The sequence below is a fragment of the Ruegeria sp. BG7 genome (assembly GCF_056535685.1).
In genome coordinates this window covers 1,745,445-1,769,125 of the sequence record NZ_JBQFIU010000001.1, presented here as the reverse complement: position 1 = coordinate 1,769,125, position 23,681 = coordinate 1,745,445, and the positions used below count along the sequence as shown (strand labels likewise).

Below are 23,681 nucleotides of genomic sequence, written 5' to 3'. Positions count from 1 at the left end.
GGTGACTGTTCATGCTACTTTCCCACGGAGTTGGGTTTTCTAGTGAGGTTCCTTCGATGAAATTTCTATCCGCACTGCTTGTATTATTCCCAACACTGTTAAGCGCGCAGCAATTGGATGTGGCGGTTAACAACGGACGTGTCATTGACCCAGAAACCGGTTTGGACGCAGTTCGAAGTGTCGGAATTGTCGGTAACGAAATCACAGAGATTTCAGAGGAACCGCTCGACGCAGCGACGGTGATTGACGCGACGGGTTTGATAGTTGCACCAGGCTTCATTGATCTTCACTCGCACTCAGTGATTGATCTTCCAGCCAACCGTCTTCAGGCGTTGGACGGAGTAACAACGGCACTCGAACTAGAATCTGGAGTGCTACCTATCGGCCAGTGGTATGATGCCACTGAAGCGGAGGGGCGTGCCACCAACTTCGGGGCAACAGCGTCTTGGACGTTTGCTCGCATTGCTACGATGATAGACGAGATGCCGCCCGTTGAACCTACGGCAACTTGGTATCAGAGTGCGTTCGCGTATCCACGCTGGACTACGGACGTCTCCACCGACGAAGAACTAGAAGATGTACTCTCCTTGCTGCAACAGGGCCTTGATGAAGGGGCACTCGGGATTGGTGTCAACCCTGGGTACGTTCCCGGTGTCGGTGGCAAGGAACTTCAACGTGTTTGGGAGACCGCAGCTGAAAACAACGTTCCGATCAGTACACATATGAGGAACTGGTCGCAGGTTGATCCATTGAGCTCTCTGGAAGGTCTCAACATGGTCCTCGGTCTGGCTGCAACTACTGGTGCGCGAACTAACATTTGCCACCTGCATTCAACAAATCTCCACGACACACTTACGGCCGCCGAAATGGTGGCGTCGGCGAGGGAATTGGGTGTCGATGTGACGACCGAGGTTTATCCCTACGGGATCGCAACAATGCCTATTGCCTCCGCGGTGCTCTTGCAGGAGGGCGACGAGTTTCGAAACCGGATGGGCATCGATTTTGACTCAGTTCGCCTAGTGGCCAAACAGCGTTGGATCGAAGACGAAGCTGATATCCGCAAGGAGCAAGAGGAAGATCCAGGGCAATTCATAATTATGCAGTATTTGGATGAAAAGAAAGCCAGTGACGCTGAAATCCTGAAGCAGGTAACAGCAAAACCATGGATCGCCATCGCATCCGACTCCATACCGTACACTCTCCCAGATGGGACTCCGGTTATGGGGAGCACTTGGCCCGTACCCGAGAATGCGCAATCAAATCCCCGGAGCGCTGGCACGTTCGCCAAGTTTTTGAGAGTCTGGGTGCGAGAAGATCAACTTCTGGATTGGCCTCAAGCTATCGCAAAAGTTTCGCTAATCCCTGCGCAACTCTTTGACGGTCTCGTACCTTCAATGGAACGCAAAGGGCGTCTGCAAGTAGGTATGGACGCAGACATCACCGTATTCGACCCAGACACGATCAGTGATCGAGCCACCATCGACAAACCAGCAGAAGCTTCGGTGGGCGTAGAGTACCTCCTCGTCAACGGAACAGTGCTCATCAGTGATGGAGAGATCGACACAGAGTTACTCCCAGGAAAAGCAATAAAGAACAAATAACCTACAACTTCAAGCGGCAGCTCCGAGCCCCATTCTACTAAATGCTGCACAGTGCACAAATGTCCGATTGTGGGTGAAGCATCACCAGCCGCAGGGGAACCGTTGAATTAAATCTCCCACTTCAAGCCTGTTTCTTGTTCAGTGACCTCCCAAAGCCTTGCCATGACGGTTTTGTCATACGCATGCGGGTTTAATGTGCCCCTGCCGACCGGGCCAACGGCTTCAAAGCGACCTGTTGGTCCATAAAGCGCGCGTTGTTCGGTCAAAGTCTCTTCAGTGGCGCACATGACTTCGGGATAGGACCCTTGTTCAGCCGTTTGAACCATCGGCGTCATGGTCATGAGCCACCAGATGAACCGCATCGTCCGGCTGCCACTGGTGCTGATCAGTGACGTTGCCGACGAGCCGGGATGGCAGACATAGACCTCGGCTTCGGTGCGCCCTGCGCCGGCAAGCCTGTCCTGCAATTCGAAAGCGAACATCATTTGCGCCAACTTGCTTTGCGAGTAGGCGGTGTTTGGGCCGTAACCCTCTTCCCAGTTCATGTCATCGAACTTTATCGTCTTCAGCCCCATATTATAGCCGAGACTGGCGACAACGACGATCCGACCTTTCGTGGCTTCGATGCGTTCGAATAGCATCCCGCAAAGCAGGAAGTGACCATAATGATTGGTGCCGAGCTGGCTCTCGAACCCATCCTCAGTCAGCTTGCGGGTTGGCACCTGCGCTATGGCCGCATTGCAGATGAGCGCATCAATCCGGGGAACGGAATTCAGAACCTCGTCCGCAGCTTCGCGTACACTAGCGAGCGAGGCCAGATCCATACGAATGAAGCTCACTTCCGCCTCGCTACCGAACTCACTTTTCAGGTCCGCAACAGCTGCCTGAGACTTCTCAGCTGAGCGGTTCAACATCACGACTTTAGCGTTCTTTTTAAGGAGCGTCCGCGCAGCCTGGAGTCCGGCACCGGCGTTGGCACCCGTGATGAGGTAGGTCTTGCCGGAGAGGTCGCTGAGACGTTCGGGTGTCCAGCCGTTCGGTCCGAATGTGGTATCTGGCATCTTTTGTCTCCTATCTGCGTGGGCGCGGGGACCGAGTGAATAGTGTTTTAACTTGGAAATGCAGATAACTCTCGCTTGAACTCTGAAATAGGCGAGATCATCGCAAATACTTGCCCAATTGTATCAAGGTAGTTGCCAGTTTCGATCTGGAGCCTTTACACCTCTCTTATGAGCAAGGATCAGATCAAGCAAATCATCGCAGACCGAACCGAAACGGACGGCCTGACCGAGACGGGTATCAAGGGTGTACGCCTGTTTCGCGCCACGCAATCAATCCCCTGTGTTCCAGCCGTTTACGAGCCCTGCATCGTGGCCATCGTGAGCGGGGTGAAGGAAGCCGTTCTGGATGGCCGAAGATACGAATACGACAACAGTCAATACCTCTGCTGCCCAATGTCGATGCCAGTCAAGGCGGGGACGCCTTTGGCTTCGCATGACAAGCCGCTCTACGGGGTTATGATCTCACTGGAACAACGTGTTATGGCCGAGCTGGCGATGGAGATGGATAATGCCGGGCGCGCGCTTCCTTCGGTCAAAGGGGAACTGCGGGAGCCGGGAATTAGGCTCGCACGATGGGACGATGGGTTCACGGAAGCGCTGCTGCGGCTGCTGCGGCTCGGAGACAGCGAGACGGATGCAGCGGTTCTCGGCGAGGCGCGATTGCGTGAGGTGCTCTATGTGATTCTGAAGGGAGAAGCTGGCGACTTCGCGCGGCAGGCGTTCGGCGCTGGCAACGCTATTGCACGTTCCATTGCGCATGTGTCGTCACACTTGGATGCGCCGATCTCCATAGAGGATATGGCAAGCCGAGCGGGGATGAGCCGGGCGGTCTTCCATCGCAAATTCAAGCAGGTCACGACGATGGCTCCAATCCAGTTCGTCAAGACGATGCGCCTCAACAACGCTGCCATGAAGATCGCGGGCGGGATGCCGGTGAACGAAGCCGCAATGGACGTTGGTTACGTCAGCCCGTCCCAGTTCAGTCGCGAGTTCAGGCGCATGTATGGGCAATCGCCGAGGCAATGGGGAGAGGCACAGAAACTACTGGTCAAAGTTGCTTGAGGCTGACTTGCGTGAGCAGAGCGGACCTTGGAGCCACCGCAGTGAACGGAAGCTTTGTCCGCAAAGCGGTCACTCGCGATACTCAGGCGAGCGTCTACACCGAGCCCAAGGCGGAAACATACGCATATTGAATTTCTTGGCCGTATCTACGGAAACCACAACCCATTGGGTGCATGATCACCAGCGCGATCGTCGCTTGGATGCTCCACTTGGCCTAAAAACTAGCCATCGAGAAATGCGGCGTGACGCCAAAGCAGAACAATCAACATCAATCTGGATCAATTTATGCAGTTCAGGATTTCATCACGCAGGCAAGATATTGTGGTTTACCCTGAACAAGTTGGTGGGGTCGTATGTGCCCTTGATCCTAGAAAGCTTCTCACCGTTGTTACCATATGCACCTGCCATGTGGTCCGCTTCGTCTTCGGGCATAAAGTTGACATACGCACTTCCGGTCGCGTGCGGTTGCATCTGGTCGTAGAGATCTCGCGCCCAAGAAATACAATCGGCATCCTTGCTGGGATCTTCCCAACGCGTGTGAACATTCATGATGAAGTGAGCAGATCTTTCGGGATAAGCGGTTGAACCTGCCTCGACGCGCGCCATTGCTCCACCCACATGGGCAATAAAAACTTCACACGCCGGGTCAGGAAGGCTGGAAATCGCTTCCAAGAGTCCTGAGATTGCATCGGAAGAAAGCGCATCGAAATCATGGCTCTTCCAGTAATTCCTAGCGCCTGGCGTCAACAAAGGATCAAACGCGGCCTGCCAGTCAACGAAATTGTGGGGAGATATCACATCGGCGATTGGTTCACCTAGCGCGCGTAGTGCCGCTATAGCTTTCTCACCTTCTTCCATCGGCCCGCTATAGCAGGCTGCAAAGATCAGCACCTCTCGCCCATGCCACTCAGCTGGCAAGAACGGTAGAGGGGGCGCTTTTCGCATCACGCTCCAGACGGTCAGCTCATCCGGGGAAGTGTCAGCAATCTTAGCAAATTCTGCGAGGAGCTCTGACGCATTTTCTATCGGATGAACAATGAGGCCAGACAGGACATCGGGTCCTAGCCCATGCAGTTGGAATTCAAATGAGGTTACGACACCGAAGTTCCCACCCCCACCGCGGATAGCCCAGAAAAGTTCCGGGTGGCTTGTAGGGGATGCGGTTACAATGGCTCCGTCCGCAGTCACGACTTCCGCTGAGAGCAGGTTGTCGATCGTCATGCCAAATTTCCGGGTGGTCCATCCAAAGCCGCCGCCAAGGGTAAGGCCTGCGATGCCCGTAGTCGAATTGATGCCAACGGGAACAACAAGTCCATGTGCTTGAGTTTCGCGATCTACGTCTCCGAGCAGTGCTCCCGGCGCAACCCGAGCGGTCTTGTTGATAGGATCGACGTGAACAGATCGCATCTGGGACAGATCGAGCATCACAGTTTCATCTGCAACAGCGTGACCAGCAATCTGATGTCCACCAGAGCGAACAGACATAACGAGGCCGGCGTCCCGAACAAAGTTCACGGCCTTCTGCACGTCACTGGCCCCCAGCGCGCGGATTACGAAGCCTGGGTAACGTTCGAAAATGCTGTTCCACGTCGTTCTTGCATCCTCATATTCAGGGGAGCCCTTCTGATAAACCCCGCCACGAAGCGCTGCATCAAGAGCGCCCAACGCGTCTTGCTCCACTGTTGCCGTACCACCGTCGAGTGTTTTCAGATCAAACATGCGTAAGCCTCCCTATTGTCAGGTCGGGCTTCTTGCAGCGCTGCCTCAGTCGATTTTTTTCCGTCGCGTGGTCCCGCGAAGGCGTTTCACTGAATTGGGAAAATAATGTTGCAGGTCAGGCAAAAATTCCCGGGTCGATGCGATCCACAGGTGTTATCACGTCGGCGGGAATATTCAGGCGTTCGGCCGCCTTTCTCAGGCTTTCCTCATCCGGGGCTTCGTACAAGCAGTACGTTTTGCGCTTGTCTGCACTGAGAAACGAGAAAATCCACTCGACGCCGACTTCGTCATTGATCTCTTTGATGTGAATTTTGTCATCGTCTGTAACGTTTAGTTGCTCGGCAAAATTTCTTTCAATTATGTACCTTGGCATGAAGTCCCCCAGACCAGATTTTTTACCTTAACTCGCTACTCCTTCGAGCTTTGACCTTAGGGAAACCATACTCAATTTCTGTGAAATTGCCAACGCTTCCCCTTCCAGTTGAAACGCCTGTTCCACGTCAGCCGGGCGGCCGCGTTGTCTTAGTGCAGTAGCATATGCCGCCTTGCTGTGCGCGACCCAAGGTGGGCATTTCATGCGCGTGTCAATTTCTATTGCCTTCTGGAGCATCTTCTCAGCGGCATCCCAGTCCTTCAGGACGGTACCCAGACTTCCGAGGCGTCGCGCAGCTGCGCCAGTGCATACTGTCGTGGCCCCAGCGGTGATCGTCAGTTCTTCGTAAGGAGCAAGCATTCTATAGAGCGTCTTGGCGTGTTCTTGATGCTGAATGGCGACACATATGTCGGCCAGATAGGACAAAGTCGTTGAATACATGGCGTCTGGTGGAAGATCGAAGCCATTGGCAGCCATTTCATTCAGTATTCGTTCGGCGGGTTCTTTGTATCCAAGCTCAGCAGCGATAAGACCAAAACCGGGCTTCCATGAAATGTCTTCGGGGCTGTCTGTCATCAGTTGCTTAATCACAGGCGCAACCTCGTGCAGTCGGTTTTGCTCGCGGCGAATGGTGAACATCTGAACTCCAAAGACGCCCTCAACATGTTCCCCATGGGTCTTTCGGCCAATTTTTACCGCTTCGGTGGCGTGTTTTTCAGCTTGCTCAAAATCGCCGTCCATAATTGCAACCATCGCGCGTGCGTGTTTCTGAACCCAATAGAGCTGCAGATGATTGTCCTTTTCCGAAATCTCTGTAAGCAAACCCAAAGAATGGTCCATCAACTCTCGGTCGGCCATCTCGGCGCCTACAAACAAGCTCAGAGTGCGATCCCGCCCTTGATCGATGCTACCAAGATGCTCGGCCACACCGTGCATAGCCTCCAGATTTTCGCGCCAATGGTGGGCTTCTCTTCCCTTCCGCGCAACGAATGGGGCCCCGAAATGCATCATCATTACCGAGAACTGGGATTTATAATCACCCAGTTTTGCGGCCAGTTCCATGGACTGCTGGCCGAAACGCGCACCTTCGGAGAACTGACCGACGAACATGTGGGCGCGCGCAAGTTGGCTCATCAATCTACACCGGCGGACTTCATCATCATCAGGCAAATCCTTCAGCGCATTATTACAGAGATCGATTGCTTCACCGTGCCTCTCGCTAGACATCATACATGAGTCAGCGAAGTGGTTGGCTGCATCGGCGGCTAACTCCACATTGTGCACTGCCCGGGCCGCGTTTGAAGCGCCCTTCAGAACCGCTATCCCTTCAGGCAATTGGCCTAGGCTGTCATGGCTGCGGCCAACCAGGATCTTGCTTTTGATCAATTCTGAATCGGAGTCTGAGCCCAGGTTTTCAGCAGCTCGTAGAGTTTCCTTGGCGTTGGTCATCGCCTCCTGGCTGGCAGATCGCGCCAAGGCCATTTCTGTCGCAATCTGCCACTTTTCAAACGCTGCCCTCCAATCCTCAGCTTCTGAAAGGTGGCGAGCGATCAGTTCGGGACGACGCTCGATCTCAGCGGACCGTGTCCGTATCAACGCACGCGCCACGTCTGCGTGTTGCCTTTTCCTAGTCGAGCTCAGCATGGACTGATAGGCGGTATCGCGGATCAGGGCGTGCCGGAATACAAAATGCCCACGATTGTGTCCGCTTTCGAAGATTATGCCGGTTCGAGAAAGCTCTTCGAGGCATTTGTTGATATCAGAATCAGCAAGACGCATCGCTGCATCCAATATGCTCGGCTCAAACTCTCGGCCAATAACAGAACCCGTGAGCGCGACCTGTTTTGCCTTGGGCGAAACCGCATCGAGACGCGCCATCAACGCGCCTTTCAAAGACGAGGGTATGTGGATTTGCCCGTGCTCTCCCGCCTCGACAATCGCTCGGGTTAATTCTTCCACGAACAAAGGTACGCCGTCGGTCTTTTCAATGATTGTAGCAATCAGAGCATCGTCTGGTTTTTTCCCGGTTATGTTTTCGACAAGGTGTGAAACATGCGCAGAATCGAACCGACGCAATACCAGAGACTGAACGTGCGTGTCCCCATCGTCTCGGGCCAATTCCCACCCGGGCCTGTGGGTTATCAGGATCATCAGAGGAAGATCGGTGCATATCGACTTAAACCGCTCCAACAAGGCTTGGGTGGAAGGATCGATCCAATGAGCATCTTCGACGCACAGAATAACCGGGCGTACGTTTGATCGCACTTGCACGGTATGGATCAAAGTTTGGATTGTTATGTCGCGTTGCTCCTGCGGTGACATCTCGAGCACCGTTCGGGCGAGCGCGCTTCGGGGTGCGACCAACGCTGCAAAGACAGGCAGAGCTTGTTTCCAGTCCAGCCCGGGCCGCGCTTCAAGCATCTTCCTGACATGTTCGAGTATCAGATTGTCGTCGAAGTCCGGTTCGACCCCGGCGTCTTGGGAAATTCGTTGGGCAACCGGATGAAATGGGCTACTGCTGAGGTAAGGGGAACAGTTCAGTCTTATGACATCGGCTTGGTCGTTTACGGCGATGTCAGCAAGAAATTCCTCTGTAAGTCGCGATTTTCCAATCCCGGCTTCACCGGACAGCAGAACAACCTCTCCGTGACCATTCTGAGCACGTTGCCATGATTGCAGTAAAATTCCCTTTTCGTAGTCCCGCCCAACCATGACGCTGTCGACATCGTCTCGATGTGAGGCCCGAAACCGGCTTTCCGCACTGCGTTCTGACATCACTTTCTGCAGATTACGTGGTTCAGCAAACCCCTTGAGCTGTGCCTGTCCAAGAGATTTAAACTCGAATATCCGATGTAAAGCTGTCTCGGTTTCCTCAACTGACAAAACGACTGAGTTTGGCTCTGCATGCTCTTGAATCCGAGCCGCAAGGTTGACGACCGGACCAGTCATGGCTCCTTCCTCATATGTGTTTTCACCAACGGTATCGCCGACCACAACATCACCGCTCGCAACTCCCAGTCTAACTGACAAAGGCTCTCCGTCAGGCGTTTTGAGTTCTTTGACACGTTGAACAGACTCAAGACTGGCTTTTACCGCCCGAATCGCGTGATCTTCGTAAGCCCGCGGCCATCCGAAAAACACTAGAAGACCATCGCCCAAGTACTTTGCAACGTAGCCACCATATCGGCTTACGGCTCCTGCAACAGCATCTTGATAGTTCTGTAGCAAGTCCCGCATGTCTTCGGGATCAAAGCGATTGGTGAGTTCAGTCGAACCTACAAGATCGGCAAACAAAACAGTTACGTGACGTCTCTCTGCAGTAGGTGGTTCAACATGCTTTTGTTTGCGCAGATCGTCACTTTGTGAATTGTCTGAGGTGGGCGCTTGTTCGCCTTCGGGCGTTTTTTCACGAGCTGCTTGTGACGGGGAGGTTGCGTTCTGTTGGTCGACTAGCTCGTGAATTGCGGCAAGAATGATTTTGCGATGACCAAGGCTTACTCCGAGCTCTTTTAAGTCGTCGCCAGATAGTAGTGGCAGAACACGCGCATCGATATCGTTTTCCGCAAAAACATCTGCGTACTGACTCAGTTCGAGATCGTTTAACCATTTGTCTATTTCAGCCGACATCTTTGGATCATGCTGAGATACGCGACACTAATCAAGAAAACGCTTTCAAAACGAACTGACTATTCAATGAATGGCGTCTGTTTCATTTTTCTTCAGGTCACTCTACAATTCCGGCTTTTGCCACCGCGTTCTAGATTTACACGACTGGCTGATTGGCTGCACACGTTTGATGATTGCCTTTGAAGGCGACTTTGTACGCAATTCGCAAGTTCAGGCAACCTAAGATTTTGCGCTCGCAGCGAACGGCAGATTCGACGGGCCGCGCCGCAGCATGGAGACTATAGAGTGAAGGTCCGTTATGGGTCGATACCAGTCCAAGCCTTCCAAATTTGGCAAATACCGTTTCGCATCCGAGGTCAGGAACGAGCCCAAAGCGGCCCTGAGAAATGACGCAACTCATCTCCCGCGGTGAATGTAGGTAACACGCTTTAGGTTGGATTGGGGTAGAATATCGAAAGGACAGAACGAGGCAGATGTCTGCCGTTCGGCTATCAGCCCACGCTCTCGTAACCCATCTAGGCCTCTATGCTTGGATCGGATCACCTGGCAACCCTATATCCTCTCTGATGGGGTCAGGCAGATGAAGGTTTTGTGCCAGGATATCCGCTTTTTCTGACAGCGTTTCCGCGCGTTCTGCAGCAGTTTCCGCTTTGGATTGCATTCGCGACTTTCTGAGTATCCACGCCTTCACCAACCAGAAGTGTCGACAGTAGGGACGCATTTCAGTCGCGTCCGAAATTGCTCCAAGCGCGAGTTACTGATCACCTGCCATCATGTGTGCAATCGAAAGGGGATAAAGCCAGTATGGCAGAAACGGATCTTCGGTGGAACGATCAACAGCCTCTACCAAACTCTTCTTCTCACAGGTTTCTCGCACCGAACTGTACGAGGGAATGGCCGCAGAGGTGGCGTGCGAAAGCAACTTCAACATTTCGATGCGGAATACTGTTCTTCCGGCAAGGATCGTCCGAATTCAGGAGCAGATTTCTTCCGGTCAGCTTGCGCCTAGCGGCCGCCTGATTGAACCCAGTGAAAAGGCAAAAAGGGGTCAGATCGTTGTGCATCTCGATCTGGTGCACCCTGAACACCGCGAACTATTGGTGCCGGGTAGCGGTTGCATCGTCCAATCCTACACCACCAATTTTGAAGGTGAAATGGAAGGAACTCTTGTCGCCCACGGGATCCAGGCTATGGGAATCATCAAGGCCGTCGGTCTGCGGGTTAAAGCTTGGTTCGGCCTGACTTCGGGTATCGGCTTGATCGGTGGTGGACACGCCTGATTTCCCAAAGACTCCCCTATTCAATAAACACGGCTCCCGATAAACGTTGGGAGCCGTTTCTACTACTCACGTACAGACCGCGCGCCATAAAGCGAGTTCTGTCACGGCTTTCTGCTGCACGGCGAACGATTAATTGGTTCGCTCAGGCAGTCTTTTGCAAGGGACTGGCGAATGCATGCGGTGGCCCGGAATGTCAGCTTCGTCCACGTTGCAGGCATTCATTGAATCCTGCCGTACGTCTGCTTCGAGCCCAAAGCGGACCTCGTCTATGATCATACTGGAATAAATTTGGCGGAGTACGGCGCCCAATTGTCTTTCCATGGTCTGGCCTGTTCAAGCTCGTAAGAAAGCTCGACCAGCGTGGCGTCGTTTCCGGCTGCTGCATGGAACATAGAGCCCACTGGCATGTTTGTTTCAGAGGAGAACGAAAGCGGAAGTGAGATCGCGCAATCGCCCACGGCATTCACTGGAGAAGTGAGCGCCAGCAAATTCTCAAGAAGATGGGCCTTGAACGCGAAGTCGTCACGGTGGCTGACCGTATTCCGCTTCAATGTCTCGGAAGGGGAAGTGGCACTAAAGATTACGTCATGGTTCGCAAAAACTGCCGCGAACTTGGCCGAAATGTCATTGAAATAATCCAATCCTTCCTGACGTTGTTCCGGGGAATAGGACTGCCCCTCCAGCATCGTTGTTGCCGTCCAGTTGGACAGGAGCCCGGTATCAAGCGATGTCTGACCACTGGTACCGCGCGCCAAAGAAAGCAGCGGTGCAAACTTTGGCAAAAACGCATAGCGGAACATGCGAAGATACTCTGCTCCGTCGATCGGATGTTCGATGACAGTCACTTCGTGCCCGAGTTCACGCAATAATTCTGCGACGGCGTCCTGTGCCCGCACTATGGCAGCGACGGGCTCAACACCTTTGGTGCCCATCCGGGCATACGCGACCTTCAGACGGCGTTTCGATGGTCCTTCGATGAAACCGATCGGCGGAAAAGGACCGGCTTTGTCTTCGCAGACATCGATCAATGCAGCCGCATCGCGCACGGTTCTACAAATCGGTCCATTCGTCTTGAACGTATCGTGGCCGCCGTCCTGTTCGCCCGACATCATGCGGCCCCGAGAGGGCTTGAAACCAATGACATTGCAGGCGCTGGCGGGAAGCCTGTTTGACCCACCGCCATCTGTGCCATGCACAAGCGGTACTATTCCCGCTGCAACCGCACAGGCCGCGCCAGAACTTGAGGCATTGCAAGAATATTCAAGGTTCCAAGGATTGATCGCCATCCCGTAGAGTTCGCTGTCAAGACCGTTGGCGAACTCGGGGGCAACGGTTGTTCCGATCATGTTGAGCCCCGATGCTTCCAGAACTTCGACATAGGCGACGGACTTCTGCGGAATATTCGTTGCCCAAAGCCGGGAGCCATCTGTCCGTCTGACACCCCCGACATCAACCATGTCTTTAAGCATCGTTGGCACACCGGCGAAAAACGTATCCGGGGATACTTCTCGCGCTTTTTCTAGCGCGCGGTCAAAGGTAGGTGTCGCCACACAATTGACTATGGGGTTCAGTGCTTCAATCCGGCGGATAACCCGCTCGACGAGTTCGACCGCAGAGATTTCCTTCGTTTTTACAAGTTGCGCTAGTCCGACTGCATCGTATTCGACCAGGTCGTCAAGTTGCCGCGTTCCGGCAAATACAGAAGTTGACGAAAGGCTCACACTGCCAAGAAGGGCGCCAGTTGCCCCAACTGTTCCTAAGAAATTGCGGCGCGTCAGGCTTTTTTTGGGAAATGCCAAGGGATCGGCCTCCGGTTCATGATCGACGACAAACATCTGAACTGTTACATGACGCACCGAAAATGTGAACCGAAGCTGCGACAAATGTAATGTCTGCGAACTCTGTGTTTTAAAGCTGAGTGCAGACGAAAATAGCGCGACGGACGGGCTGCATTTTGGTCAATTACTTTCTCGCTTCACGCATTTTTTGCCTATGACCGCTTAGTCCGCTTAGCGGTCATCGCCGCCGTCACTGGGAAAGGTCTCCAGTGCGGACAAAGCCGCCTTATGCTCATCGCTTTCTGGTAACTGGTCTCACACCGAAGCGGACCTTCCTTTCGAGCTTTACATCCTCCGAGATGCGTACGAAGCGGGTACTGCTCAAGGCGACTAACGCACAGTATCTGCCATCCGTCGCTTGCGACTAATAAACTGTCCTACCAGAGATTAATTCGCAGTCGTCTGACAGCCTCTGGCCCAAACACAAGGGGCTAGACACCAGAGCTGAAGCGTGGCTGGATTGCTTAGAGATTGTCTAGTCGGACGGAGATCCTCAAAATTGAAAAGAAATGCAAACAAGCTGTTAGTGACTTCCGCTATTGCTATCGCTCTGTTGGCCTCCGGTGCGGTATTTACTGCTTCTACACAACCAGCAAGCGCAGAGGCTGGTTATTTCTGGGATGAAACCGTTGGGTCTGTAGATAGAAGCCCTTGGATATTTGAAGGTACAAATGTTTTTGGCGAATTAGCACGAGTTCCACCGTCAGATTGGGTGCGTACTTTGGAAAAAGCGGCATACCCAACTGAGCTTGAGACTTTTGTTTTCACAGCTAGCAATAATGAAGAACAGAACATCAACGATTGGTTGCATCAAACGCATACCGATAGCTTTTTGATTTATCACGATGGCAAATTGGTCGCTGAAAAGTACTTCAATGGCATGAGAGCTGATACGCCTCACCGCATTCACTCGATCACCAAGACTGTGTTGGGTATGGTAGCAGGGCTGGCGGTTGAGGCGGGAGAATTAGATCCCAAAAAACTGATCACCGAATACCTGCCAGAGTTGGAAGGCCCAGCATTCAAAAATACAACGGTTAGACACCTACTTGACATGACCGCTGCTGTTGATTGGAAAGATGCGTCCAGTGGCTACTTAGACGATGCTGGTGATCTGTTCTGTGCCTTTGGTCAGGACCTCTCTGAAAAAGTTGAAATTTGTGATACTGAGTCTGGCGTCAAAGAGTACATGATCTCTCTGAGTGATCGCGAGACCTTGGTAGAAGACGGTGAAGTCTATAGTTACCGTTCAGTGCTATCTGCGTTGCTGGGTATGGTTATCGAGTCGGCAACTGGCGAGAGCTATCTGGATGTACTGGCCGAGTTGTGGCAGGACATCGGTGCACAGGACCCTGCATATAGCGAACTGGGGCCCAAAAAGATTGTGCAAACCAGTGGTGGGATGTTCACCAGCTCTCGTGACCTATTGCGGTTTGGCATAATGATGCTGGACAACGGAAAGGTTAACGACACTCAAGTTATTCCTCCTGATTGGATAGCTGACACGATTCAAGCAAATGATGACGTTATCGCAGCTTATGAGAAAAGCGCATATTCAGAGGTGTTTGAAGGCTTCCACTACCGTAATCAAGTTTGGGTGAAAGACAGAGAAAAAGGTGCGTTTTATGGCATTGGTGTCTATGGGCAGCTGTTGTATGTGAACCAAAAAGCCAATGTGGTTATGGTGAAGCTATCAAGCCAGCCGGACGTTCAAAATACACCTATGTACCTGGATTCTATGGTTGCGATGAAAAGCATTTCAGAGACTTTGAGCAAATGAAATTCAAGGCGTCTTAGTCTCTAAAGCACAGCTAAACGGCTCGGCTTATACTACGGAAAGACTTAACAGTGTCGTCGGGTTAGTAACGGGTGACCTCGACTGCGACCGCAGCAAACACCACACCAATCAACAGAGCTTTTGTATTCACTGCCGAAAGGCTGGGCAGTTTGACCCGAAGAGACAGGGCTATGATCACGCCCCCTGTTAACCCAGTCGCAACTGAAAAGATCATGCTGCTTTTGTCCGCGTTGAGGCCGATCAATATGCCGACTGCAAGCGACGCTACAAAGTATGCGCGTAGCCATCCAGACATATGCCTGGGGTGGGTTTTGTAGAGGTATATATTCACCCCAAACAAATGCAATGAATAGGCCAACGTTCCAACTGCGTACAGCTCAGGTGATGTTCCGGTCGTTTGCATGACGGTAATGGCGAGCAAGCAGTTATAGGTTCCAAGTGCCACTGTGTCCAAGCCAAGCGACAACCTGTTATCGGCCCCCGTGTCGCGACTGGCTTCCAGCAAGTAGTAAATGAGAAATCCTAGGAGCGAATAACCGAACAGCGAGTTTTCCCATTTCCCATTTGCAGCCAAATCGGCCGACAATTCACCGATTTTTGGCAGTAAGAAAAGGAAAGCATAGCCAAGTCCGATCCCAGATGAAAAATCAGAAAGCCAGCCTGCTAGGCCGGGGAATCTCTGGTAGAAAGACACGCAGAAGACGTGAACAGTGCCAATGACTGCAATCGATGTTATCGCGAGGTATGTCGAAGCGTCGAACACGGCTAAGATCCAATGATCACATTACAATTTGTATGAGACACCCCTTGGGAGCGTTTGCACAACCCAAAAAGTGAAGAAGGTGCGGTTTGAACAGAACACTCAACGACAGCTTTCCGGACTTCATGCCATGTTTCTTCGAGGTCAGACCAGCGGGGTTTTTCGTTTTGGCGTTCATGATTTGCTCCATTATTGCGTGTTAGAACACCAGTTTCCTCCCACAGTCCCACCGAAAAACTCTGTCGTACCGTGGGACAAAATGAAGACGCTGCTATCGGCCTATGTCCGCTTGATCCCACAGCGCGTTTCCTGAGGTAGATTCCGATAAGGTTCGCTTTACTCAAGCAGTGATGGCTACACACTCCTTTTGGGATTGGGCGGCAATGGTTTTATGAAAGGTGCGGCAATCGCATTAGAATACGCAATTTAGATACGAAGTACGAAGCAGCCAGTGGGTTGCAGTTGGGCATAGCTGATTCACCCGTTGCATGAGGTGGCAACCAAGCGCATTTGGGATGGCGGGTTTTTTAGCGGGTACCGCAATTAGTGCCCAAAAATACCATTTAAATTCAATGATATATGGCGGAGACGAAGGGATTCGAACCCTCGAGACGGTTTCCCGCCTACTCCCTTAGCAGGGGAGCGCCTTCGACCACTCGGCCACGTCTCCGCCGACGGGTATATCCTTGCAAACACTGGAAATACAAGGCCATTTGTCGACGGTTTGACAGTTTTATTGAATTTTCCGGAAATCCTTGAAATTGCTTGGATTCACGTGGCGAATGGTGAATTGCGACGCAATTCGCACACTGTTTTTCAATCTGCGCATCGCCGAGGCGTTTCAAAACTCGAGCCGAAAGCAAAGGGCGCGTAACCTGAGTCTCGTGAAATCTGCCGATCACAACCGGTGTCAACTGAACCGGTTCAACGGGGCCATTCGGGTTCAGCCGCGTAGATGCCAAGTTGATGGCGGCGGCGGTGGAACCGCTCGACCCGTTCGACGATCTCGTCGCTGGAAACGGCGATCACAAAGGACAGCAGGGTTTCAAGCAATGCTATGGTTGAAACGGACGATGGGAAAAATTGGGGCGTATCTGCAGATACAACGAATCCGTGATGGGCGTTCAGGATGACAGGGCTGGCCGGGCTGTCCGATATCCCCACAACTGTCAGGCCCTGTTGGCGTGCCAGTTTGATCGCCTCGATCACTTCAGTGCGGTAAGGGTGACATGTGATTGCGATCAACACATCTTGTTCGTCAGCCCATGCCAGATCATCGACCGGCGTGGATCCGGGGCGTGGAATGGCATGGAACTGCTTCATTCCTGTGGAGGCCAGGTAGGTGAAATTGCGCGCGTTTGAGTTGTTGACGCCCACGCCCAAAGTGAAAATCTGCCGACAATTCCAGATGTCTTCTGCAGCCGATTTCAAGCGCTCAGCGTCAATACCGGCAAAGGTTTCTTCGATGTTCCGTATCGCTGCACCGATCATGTCGGCGTAAAGTGTACCCAGCTCTCCGGACTTACCGATGTCTTGCAGCCAACGGGCGCGGTCCGGGAACGAGATTTGACCCTTGCGGATCGCGTCGCGAAACGGTTCGCGGAAATCGTCATACCCGTCAAAGCCAACTTGCCGTGCCATGCGTACAAAGGTGTTGGGCTTAACCTTTGCAGCCTCGGCAATTTCGCGCACGGTCGAAACCCCAACATCCGTTGGGTTTTCCAAAACATACCGTGCGGCTTTTTGCGCTTCGGGTGTGAGGGCGTCCCACTCGTCAGTCAGGCGGTTCAGGACAGCTTGGGATACGTTTGTGTCATTCATGGTTGACGATGGTACAAATGTGAAATTAGCGTGTCGAGCAGAAACGCGACTCGCGATAAGGAACGATCATGTCCGCGAATGAATTGCCATCACTCTTGCATGCGGTGATCGCTGACTATGACTAATTTGCCATGAACGTGAAGCGTATTGCGCACAGGTGCAACTATGCTTGCGAAAAGACCACCGCGCCAGCCGACGAACAGCGCATTGCGCGCGCTGGCAGGACGTTTCTGATTGGGGGCATTGCACCGACAAATACGCCCCGCACTGACGCAACAGTGGAGACCGCTCAATGAGCTTGCCTGAAACAATGAAAGCTATGGTGACAATGGGCCACGGTGGCCTGGAACAGATGGTTCTACATGGCAACTGGCCGCGCCCCGAACCACAGATTGGGGAAGTGTTGATTAAGGTCGCGGCCTGTGGGCTGAACAATACCGACGTCAACACGCGCTCAGGCTGGTATTCAAAGACCGTGACCGACGCAACGACCGGTGGTGCGTTTGAAGAGGTTGGAGAAGACGACCCTACCTGGGGCGGGAATCCGATCACCTTCCCACGGATTCAGGGGGCTGACATTTGTGGACACATCGTGGCTGTGGGTGAAGGTGTCGACCCCCGGCGCATAGGTGAGCGTGTCATAACCGATGGCTGGCTACGCGATCCAAACGATCCCGAAAATATGGATAAGACCGGCTATTATGGGTCAGAACGAGATGGCGGGTTCGCGGAATACGCGACGACGCTTGCGGTCAATGCCGTGCCGATCACGTCAGACCTGTCGGACGCTGAACTGGCCACTTTTTCATGTTCCTATTCCACGGCCGAAGGCATGCTGACCCGCGCCAACGTAACGGGCCGGGACACGGTTCTTGTGCCCGGAGCATCGGGCGGCGTTGGCGGTGCCCTTGTCCAGTTGGCAAAACGGCGTGGCGCGCGTGTCATCGCGATGGCATCCGAGGCTAAACACGCAGATGTTGCCAGGCTTGGCCCAGATGTCATTTTACCGCGCGGGCCAAAGGATCTGCGTGATGCATTGGGTGACGAAAAGATTACAGTGGTCGCGGATGTGGTTGGTGGGTCGTACTGGCCGAACCTGATCGACATTCTGGAACGCGGCGGTCGCTATACCTGTTCTGGCGCGATCGCCGGACCAATGGTCGAGTTTGATCTGCGCACTTTCTATCTGCGGGATCTAACTTTTACGGGCTCGACCGTGATTGACCCACAGGTGATGCGAAACCTTGTCGACTACATTGAAGCAGGGGAAATCAAGCCCGCCTTGGCCGCCACATATCCTTTGGAGGAATTGCGTGAGGCGCAAGCCGCGTTCATTGCCAAACAGCACACCGGAAATATCGTGGTGATACCATGACGCTTGACGACGTTTTGGAGGCGGCGCGGCAGCTACATCAGGCACACCCTGAGCTGTCCGCCTTTGGCGCTTGGCCATCTGATCTGTCGGCCGCAGTGACAGAACCAGTTCACGTCCCAGCCGCAGATCTGGTGCAGGGTTTCGGTCTGCGGGGGAGTGAACTGACGCAACCGCTCATCGACGCCGTCAAGGCAACCACCCATCTGGCCCATTGGAAACAGACCTACACCGAGGAAGAGGTTGGGGCGGATTTTCTCAACCGTTACGGCTATTATGAGCTGTTTGGTCCGACCGGACATTTCCACTCGGCGCAATTGCGCGGCTACATCGGGTATTGGGGGGCTGGCCTGAACTATGACTGGCACAGCCATCAGGCAGAAGAAATCTATTTGACGCTGGCGGGTGGTGCCCTGTTCAAGGTCGAAGGGGATGAGACTTTTGTTGGCCCCAACCAGACACGGCTGCATTCCAGTCGGCAAAGCCATGCCATGATCACAACCGATCAACCGATCCTGACCTTTGTGCTGTGGCGTGGTGACGGGATGGGCGACTTACCAAGAATGGACGCCAAATGAAAATCACACGAATTCGGGTTTTTCAAACCGGGTTGCCGTACGTCGGTGGTGTCTATGTTTGGGGGGCAGGGAACGCTATCGAAACGGCCATTGCATCGGTTGTGGTCATCGATACTGACGCGGGCTTGCAAGGGTGTGGCGAGTTCTCTCCTTGCGGGGAAAACTACATGATCGCCCATTCCGAAGGCGTCCCGGCATTGGCGCGGCTTATTGGGCCGAAGCTGCTGGGTGAGGACCCCCGACAGGTGGCGCGGATCGAACAGTTGATGGATCATCTTGTGCAAGGCCACGGCTATGCCAAAGCCCCATTCGATGCGGCGTGCTGGGATATTCTGGGTAAGGCGTCTGATCAGCCGGTCTGGATGCTGCTGGGCGGCAAGCTGACGGACGGTGCGCCGATGTACCGGGTCGCGCCGCAAAAGGCGGTGGATGAGACTGTGGCAGAAATGAATGTCTATCGCGATCAGGGATACCGCCAGTTTCAGGTCAAGGTCGGAGGCGACTGGGCTACCGATATTGATCGGATCCGCACTACGGTCCCTCTGTTGCAATCGGGTGAGAAGGCGATGGCCGATGCCAATCAAGGATGGCGCGTTGACAATGCGATCCGAGTGGCGCGGGCGACACGCGATCTGGATTTCATCCTCGAACAACCCTGCCGCACCTACGAGGAATGCCAACAGGTGCGCCGCGTGGCCGAGCAACCGATGAAACTGGATGAATGTGTAACAGGCATCCACATGGCGCAGCGGATCGTTGCGGATCGTGGGGCCGAGATCTGCTGTCTGAAGATTTCGAACCTCGGTGGCATCAGCAAAGCGCGGCGCGTGCGGGACTATCTGGTCGACAACCGTATCCCGGTGGTCAGCGAAGATACCTGGGGCGGCGAGATCACGACGTCAGTGGTAGCGCATTTTGCGGCCTCGACACCACCTGAATACCTGCAGAACACAACGGATCTGATGAACTACAACACCAGATCAACCGGCATCGGCGGACCAACGGCTAAGGATGGCAAGCTCTTTGCATCGGACACGCCCGGACTGGGCGTTGCCCCTGATTTTGAAAGCCTCGGCGCGCCTGTAGCGGAGTACACACTATGAAGATCAAGTCCATTACCGTTTATCAGGTGGACCTGCCGTTAGAGCATCCCTATTGGCTGTCTGGCGGTCGGTTGAAGTTCGAAACCCTCGACGCGACGATTGTGAAAATCGAAACCGACGCCGGACTGGTAGGCTGGGGTGAGGGTACCCCATGGGGGCACACCTATGTTCCTGCCCACGGACCAGGCATTCGCGCCGGTATCCAGACGATGGCCCCGTTCATTCTGGGTCTCGATCCGCGCAAGGTTTTGGATGTGGAACGGGCGATGGATCTGGCCTTGCCCGGGCATCTTTACGCCAAAAGCCCGATCGACATGGCCTGTTGGGACATTGCCGGTCAGGCGGCGGAACTGCCCATTGCTGATCTGATGGGCGGCGGATCGCGCACACCGCGCCCGATTGCTTCGTCGGTAGGGGCAAAGACTGTCGAAGAAACCCGAGAGGTGATGGAACGCTATCGCAGCCGGGGTTACATCGCCCATTCGGTAAAGATCGGCGGCAACGTGGAACGCGACATCGCACGTGTTCGCGATGTAGAGAGCATCCGGCGACCGGGAGAGATTGTCCTGTATGACGTGAATCGCGGTTGGACGCGGCAACAGGCCCTGCGGGTGATGAGCGCCTGCGAAGACCTGAACGTTATGTTCGAACAGCCGGGTGAGACGTTGGATGATATTGCTGCGATCTCGGGGTTGCATGCCTCGCCTGTCTCTGTGGATGAAAGCCTCGTGACCTTGCAGGATGCCGCCCGGATTGCCCGCGAGGGTATTGCCGAGATCTTTGGGATCAAACTTAACCGGGTTGGTGGATTGACCAAGGCTGCCCGGATGCGGGATATCGCGCTGGCCCATGGCATCGATATGTTTGTAATGGCAACCGGCGGCACGGTTCTGGCCGATACCGAAGCACTGCATTTGGCGGCCACGATCACGGATGACAATTGCCATGCGGTATGGTCCTGTCAGGACATGATCACCGTCGACATTGCGGGCGGGCGTGGGCCGCGCAATATTGACGGTCACCTGCACTTGCCTGAAACTCCGGGGCTGGGTGTGCACCCTGATGAAAACACGCTGGGAGATCCTGAAGCCGTGTACAAATAGGACTCGCACCAACGTTCTGAGATGACGGAGATCACGTGACATGTTGAAGATCCACACTCAATCCGAATGGATCGACCGTGCAAGGGCGGTATTGCCAGCGGGCGGGTTCGGCAATTTCGACCCGGGCATCGTCATCGCCCGGGGCGAAGGCAGTCGTGTCTGGGACGAAGACGGAAACGAATATGTCGACTACCTGATCGGGTCCGGCCCCATGCTGCTGGGGCATGGCCACCCCGAGGTGATGGAGGCCGTGCTGGAACAGCTTCCGCAAGGCATGACCTTCTTTGCCAATAACAGAAAGGGTATCGAACTGGCCGAAGCCATCATCGAGGCCGTTCCCTGCTGTGAACAGGTGCGGTTTGTTGCGTCAGGTGGCGAAGCTGACATGTATGCCATTCGGCTGGCACGGGCCTATACGGGTCGCAACAAGATCCTCAAGTTCGAGGGCGGGTACCACGGGATGAGCGCCGAAGCGCAGATGAGTCTGGCGCCCAGCCGTCGGGTCAATTTCCCTCAGGCCGTGCCCGACAGTGCCGGGATCCCAGACAGCGTCGCCGAACAGATGCTGATCGCGCCGTTCAATGATCTTGAGGCTGTCGCGGCCTTGTTGGATGAACATGACGATGTGGCGGCGATCATGGTCGAGCCGTTGCAGCGGATCATTCCGCCCTTGCCCGGGTACCTGCAAGGGCTGAGGGATTTGTGCGACAAACACGATGTGCTGCTGATCTTCGATGAGATCGTCACAGGGTTCCGTCTGGCATATGGCGGGGCGCAGGAACGTTATGGCGTGACCCCGGATATCTGCACGTTGGGCAAGATCACGGGTGGCGGGTTTCCTTTGGCCGCTTTGGGCGCCAGCGCCGAGATCATGAAGCATTTTGACAAATCGAAAGTCGGTGAAGACGGCTGGTTGATGCAATTGGGCACTTTGTCAGGCAATCCTATCGCTGCGGCTGCAGGTTTGAAGACAATGGAGATTCTGCGTCGAGACGGGGCTTATGACCGTCTGCGCAGCATCGGCCGACAGCTGCAAGATATGCAGACCGAGGCGCTCAACGAAGCGGGTGTTCCGCATCGGATTTGCGGTGACGAGACTTTGTTCGACATCTATTTTACCAAGGCCGAATGCAGGGATTACCGCAGCGCCAGTCATGATGACCCTGCGCGCAACACATCATATAACGCGGCTTTGAGGTCGCATGGGATATTCAAAGCCCCGGGCAAGCTGTACCCGTCTCTGGCGGTGACCGACGTCGATCTGAACCAGACCCGAGAGGCCGTGCGTCACGCGGTTGCGGCAATTTCCTGAGTGTTGCTTTAACAAAAAACGGGTCGCCGTTGGTTAAAACTGCGACCCGTCACCTTTGGAAGTCGGGGGCCAGCCTCGCCCCCTCGAATACTGATTAAATCACCGCAATCTGAAAACTTTTCGATACTTTCGAGACTGACCCGACTTCCTGGTTGGTATGTCACCTTAATGCCTGATTAAATCACCTTCTACAGTGACCCAGTTCACATTAGGCGAATTTATTTTGATTTTTTCCAATCGAATAAATCCGGGCCTGCTTGCGCAAGCAGTTCGGCGGCCATCGCGCGGGCCATTTCCGGACCGTCTTCTATTGGGGCTGTCATATCCCGGTTGGCGGTTTCAGTTCCATCTGGTCGCAGAACCTCGCCTCGCAACCTGAGAGTGCCGCCATCCAGCTCGGCCAGACCCGCGATCGGTGTTTCGCATGACCCGTCCAGCGCATCCAGCAACGTACGTTCGGCCGCCAGCCGTTGGCCGGTTTCCGCGTGATGTATCGCCTCAAGCATTTCTGCTGCGCGCATGTCGTCGCTGCGCCGTTCAATGCCGATGGTGCCTTGCGCGATGGCGGGCAGCATATCGTCAGGGGAAATGGCGCTGGCCGGGACATCATCCATACCCAAGCGGCGAATACCGGCCATCGCCAAAAAGGTGCAATCTGCCACGCCATCTTCCAGCTTTTTCAGCCGCGTCTGCACGTTTCCGCGAAACTCGACCACCTTCAGATCAGAGCGGCGACTCAGCAATTGTGCCCGACGGCGCAGCGAGGAAGTGCCGACAACGGCCCCCTCGGGCAGGTCGTGGATGGAACCCAGGCGCGGTGAGATAAATGCATCCCTTACGTCTTCACGTGGCAGGAATGTATCCAGCACCAAACCGTCGGGCTGTGCGACTGGCATGTCTTTGGTCGAATGCACGGCGATGTCGATTTCGGTGCGCAGCATCGCTTCTTCGATTTCTTTGGTGAACAGGCCCTTGTTGCCGATCTCTTTCAGCGGTCGATCAGCATCGATCATGGCGCGATTGTCACCCGTGGTTTTGATCACAACGATCTCGAATGCGTCTTCGGGCAGGTCGAAGGCATCACTCAGGCGTTGGCGTGTTTCATGGGCCTGCGCCAGCGCAAGCGGAGAACCACGGGTGCCGATTCTGAGGGGCGATGCGGGTGTGGGCAAATTCACAGTCATGCTCACAGCTTTAGTCGCGTCACATTGCCCTGACAATGGGGGCTGCGCTTGACAAATTGCCGCCGAAGGACGACCCGTTGCGAAAACCG

The 23,681-nt window shown here is 54.2% G+C and carries 17 protein-coding genes and 1 tRNA gene; 9 read left to right on the top strand and 9 right to left on the bottom strand.

The genetic code is table 11. The annotated features are described in order from the left end of the window. Positions 1-56 precede the first annotated feature (56 nt). Positions 57-1,601: an amidohydrolase family protein gene (locus ACR3EH_RS08850; protein ID WP_171675874.1), complete on the top strand. Its 1,545-nt coding sequence runs from the start codon at positions 57-59 to the stop codon at positions 1,599-1,601. 107 nt (positions 1,602-1,708) lie between these two features. Here ACR3EH_RS08850 and ACR3EH_RS08845 read toward each other — a convergent pair whose 3' ends face one another. After that, positions 1,709-2,662, bottom strand: a complete 954-nt coding sequence (locus ACR3EH_RS08845) for an SDR family oxidoreductase (RefSeq protein ID WP_171183762.1) — start codon at positions 2,660-2,662, stop codon at positions 1,709-1,711. 168 nt (positions 2,663-2,830) lie between these two features. Between ACR3EH_RS08845 and ACR3EH_RS08840 the strand changes: the two genes are divergently transcribed. Next, on the top strand, positions 2,831-3,724 hold the full coding sequence (locus ACR3EH_RS08840; RefSeq protein WP_171183764.1) for an AraC family transcriptional regulator: 894 nt from the start codon (positions 2,831-2,833) through the stop codon (positions 3,722-3,724). 303 nt (positions 3,725-4,027) lie between these two features. Here the strand turns inward: ACR3EH_RS08840 and ACR3EH_RS08835 are convergent, their stop codons facing one another. The 3 genes from ACR3EH_RS08835 to ACR3EH_RS08825 all read right to left on the bottom strand — a co-directional run bounded on the left by ACR3EH_RS08835 (position 4,028) and on the right by ACR3EH_RS08825 (position 9,443). Next, positions 4,028-5,443 (bottom strand): FAD-binding oxidoreductase, encoded by a 1,416-nt coding sequence (locus ACR3EH_RS08835; RefSeq protein WP_171675876.1) that lies wholly within the window; start codon positions 5,441-5,443, stop codon positions 4,028-4,030. Between the two features lie 115 nt (positions 5,444-5,558). Further along, positions 5,559-5,816, bottom strand: coding sequence for a DUF4242 domain-containing protein (locus ACR3EH_RS08830; protein WP_171092613.1), 258 nt, complete (start codon positions 5,814-5,816; stop codon positions 5,559-5,561). A 27-nt stretch (positions 5,817-5,843) separates the two neighbouring features. Continuing rightward, positions 5,844-9,443 carry an adenylate/guanylate cyclase domain-containing protein gene (locus tag ACR3EH_RS08825; RefSeq protein ID WP_171183768.1) on the bottom strand — a complete coding sequence of 1,200 codons (3,600 nt, stop codon included), beginning with the start codon at positions 9,441-9,443 and terminating at the stop codon, positions 5,844-5,846. An 824-nt stretch (positions 9,444-10,267) separates the two neighbouring features. On the opposite strand from ACR3EH_RS08825, the gene ACR3EH_RS08820 reads away from it, so the two are divergent. Next, on the top strand, positions 10,268-10,723 hold the full coding sequence (locus tag ACR3EH_RS08820; protein WP_216601651.1) for a hypothetical protein: 456 nt from the start codon (positions 10,268-10,270) through the stop codon (positions 10,721-10,723). A 272-nt stretch (positions 10,724-10,995) separates the two neighbouring features. On the opposite strand, the gene ACR3EH_RS08815 is transcribed toward ACR3EH_RS08820, so the two are convergent. After that, positions 10,996-12,558 carry an amidase gene (locus ACR3EH_RS08815; protein WP_171675929.1) on the bottom strand — a complete coding sequence of 521 codons (1,563 nt, stop codon included), beginning with the start codon at positions 12,556-12,558 and terminating at the stop codon, positions 10,996-10,998. A 502-nt stretch (positions 12,559-13,060) separates the two neighbouring features. Between ACR3EH_RS08815 and ACR3EH_RS08810 the strand changes: the two genes are divergently transcribed. Then, positions 13,061-14,341 carry a serine hydrolase domain-containing protein gene (locus ACR3EH_RS08810; RefSeq protein WP_171183780.1) on the top strand — a complete coding sequence of 427 codons (1,281 nt, stop codon included), beginning with the start codon at positions 13,061-13,063 and terminating at the stop codon, positions 14,339-14,341. A 79-nt stretch (positions 14,342-14,420) separates the two neighbouring features. Here ACR3EH_RS08810 and ACR3EH_RS08805 read toward each other — a convergent pair whose 3' ends face one another. The 3 genes from ACR3EH_RS08805 to ACR3EH_RS08795 form a co-directional block, all read right to left on the bottom strand. After that, the gene (locus ACR3EH_RS08805; RefSeq protein ID WP_171183781.1) at positions 14,421-15,122 is read right to left on the bottom strand and encodes a hypothetical protein; all 702 of its coding nucleotides are present in this window, start codon (positions 15,120-15,122) and stop codon (positions 14,421-14,423) included. A gap of 577 nt (positions 15,123-15,699) precedes the next feature. Continuing rightward, positions 15,700-15,789 (bottom strand) — tRNA-Ser (locus ACR3EH_RS08800). A gap of 254 nt (positions 15,790-16,043) precedes the next feature. Further along, the gene (locus tag ACR3EH_RS08795; RefSeq protein ID WP_171183787.1) at positions 16,044-16,940 is read right to left on the bottom strand and encodes a MurR/RpiR family transcriptional regulator; all 897 of its coding nucleotides are present in this window, start codon (positions 16,938-16,940) and stop codon (positions 16,044-16,046) included. Between the two features lie 292 nt (positions 16,941-17,232). Between ACR3EH_RS08795 and ACR3EH_RS08790 the strand changes: the two genes are divergently transcribed. From ACR3EH_RS08790 to ACR3EH_RS08770, 5 genes are read left to right on the top strand one after another with little or no spacing between them, the layout of a single operon-like run. Further along, the gene (locus ACR3EH_RS08790) at positions 17,233-18,315 is read left to right on the top strand and encodes an alcohol dehydrogenase family protein (protein ID WP_253746501.1); all 1,083 of its coding nucleotides are present in this window, start codon (positions 17,233-17,235) and stop codon (positions 18,313-18,315) included. Beyond that, entirely contained in the window at positions 18,312-18,890 is a 579-nt protein-coding gene (locus ACR3EH_RS08785) for a dimethylsulfonioproprionate lyase family protein (RefSeq protein WP_171183788.1), read from the top strand. Before ACR3EH_RS08790 ends, ACR3EH_RS08785 begins: the two co-directional genes overlap by 4 nt. Next, a complete protein-coding gene (locus tag ACR3EH_RS08780; protein ID WP_171675878.1) occupies positions 18,887-19,993 on the top strand; it encodes a mandelate racemase/muconate lactonizing enzyme family protein in 1,107 nt (368 codons plus the stop codon). Before ACR3EH_RS08785 ends, ACR3EH_RS08780 begins: the two co-directional genes overlap by 4 nt. Then, entirely contained in the window at positions 19,990-21,096 is a 1,107-nt protein-coding gene (locus ACR3EH_RS08775) for a mandelate racemase/muconate lactonizing enzyme family protein (RefSeq protein ID WP_171183791.1), read from the top strand. Before ACR3EH_RS08780 ends, ACR3EH_RS08775 begins: the two co-directional genes overlap by 4 nt. 40 nt (positions 21,097-21,136) lie before the next feature. Further along, complete coding sequence (locus ACR3EH_RS08770) at positions 21,137-22,408, top strand: aspartate aminotransferase family protein (protein ID WP_171183792.1); 1,272 nt, start codon at positions 21,137-21,139, stop codon at positions 22,406-22,408. Positions 22,409-22,626: 218 nt separating this feature from the next. On the opposite strand, the gene hemC is transcribed toward ACR3EH_RS08770, so the two are convergent. Beyond that, positions 22,627-23,592: a hydroxymethylbilane synthase gene (hemC, locus tag ACR3EH_RS08765; RefSeq protein ID WP_171675880.1), complete on the bottom strand. Its 966-nt coding sequence runs from the start codon at positions 23,590-23,592 to the stop codon at positions 22,627-22,629. Positions 23,593-23,681 lie beyond the last annotated feature (89 nt).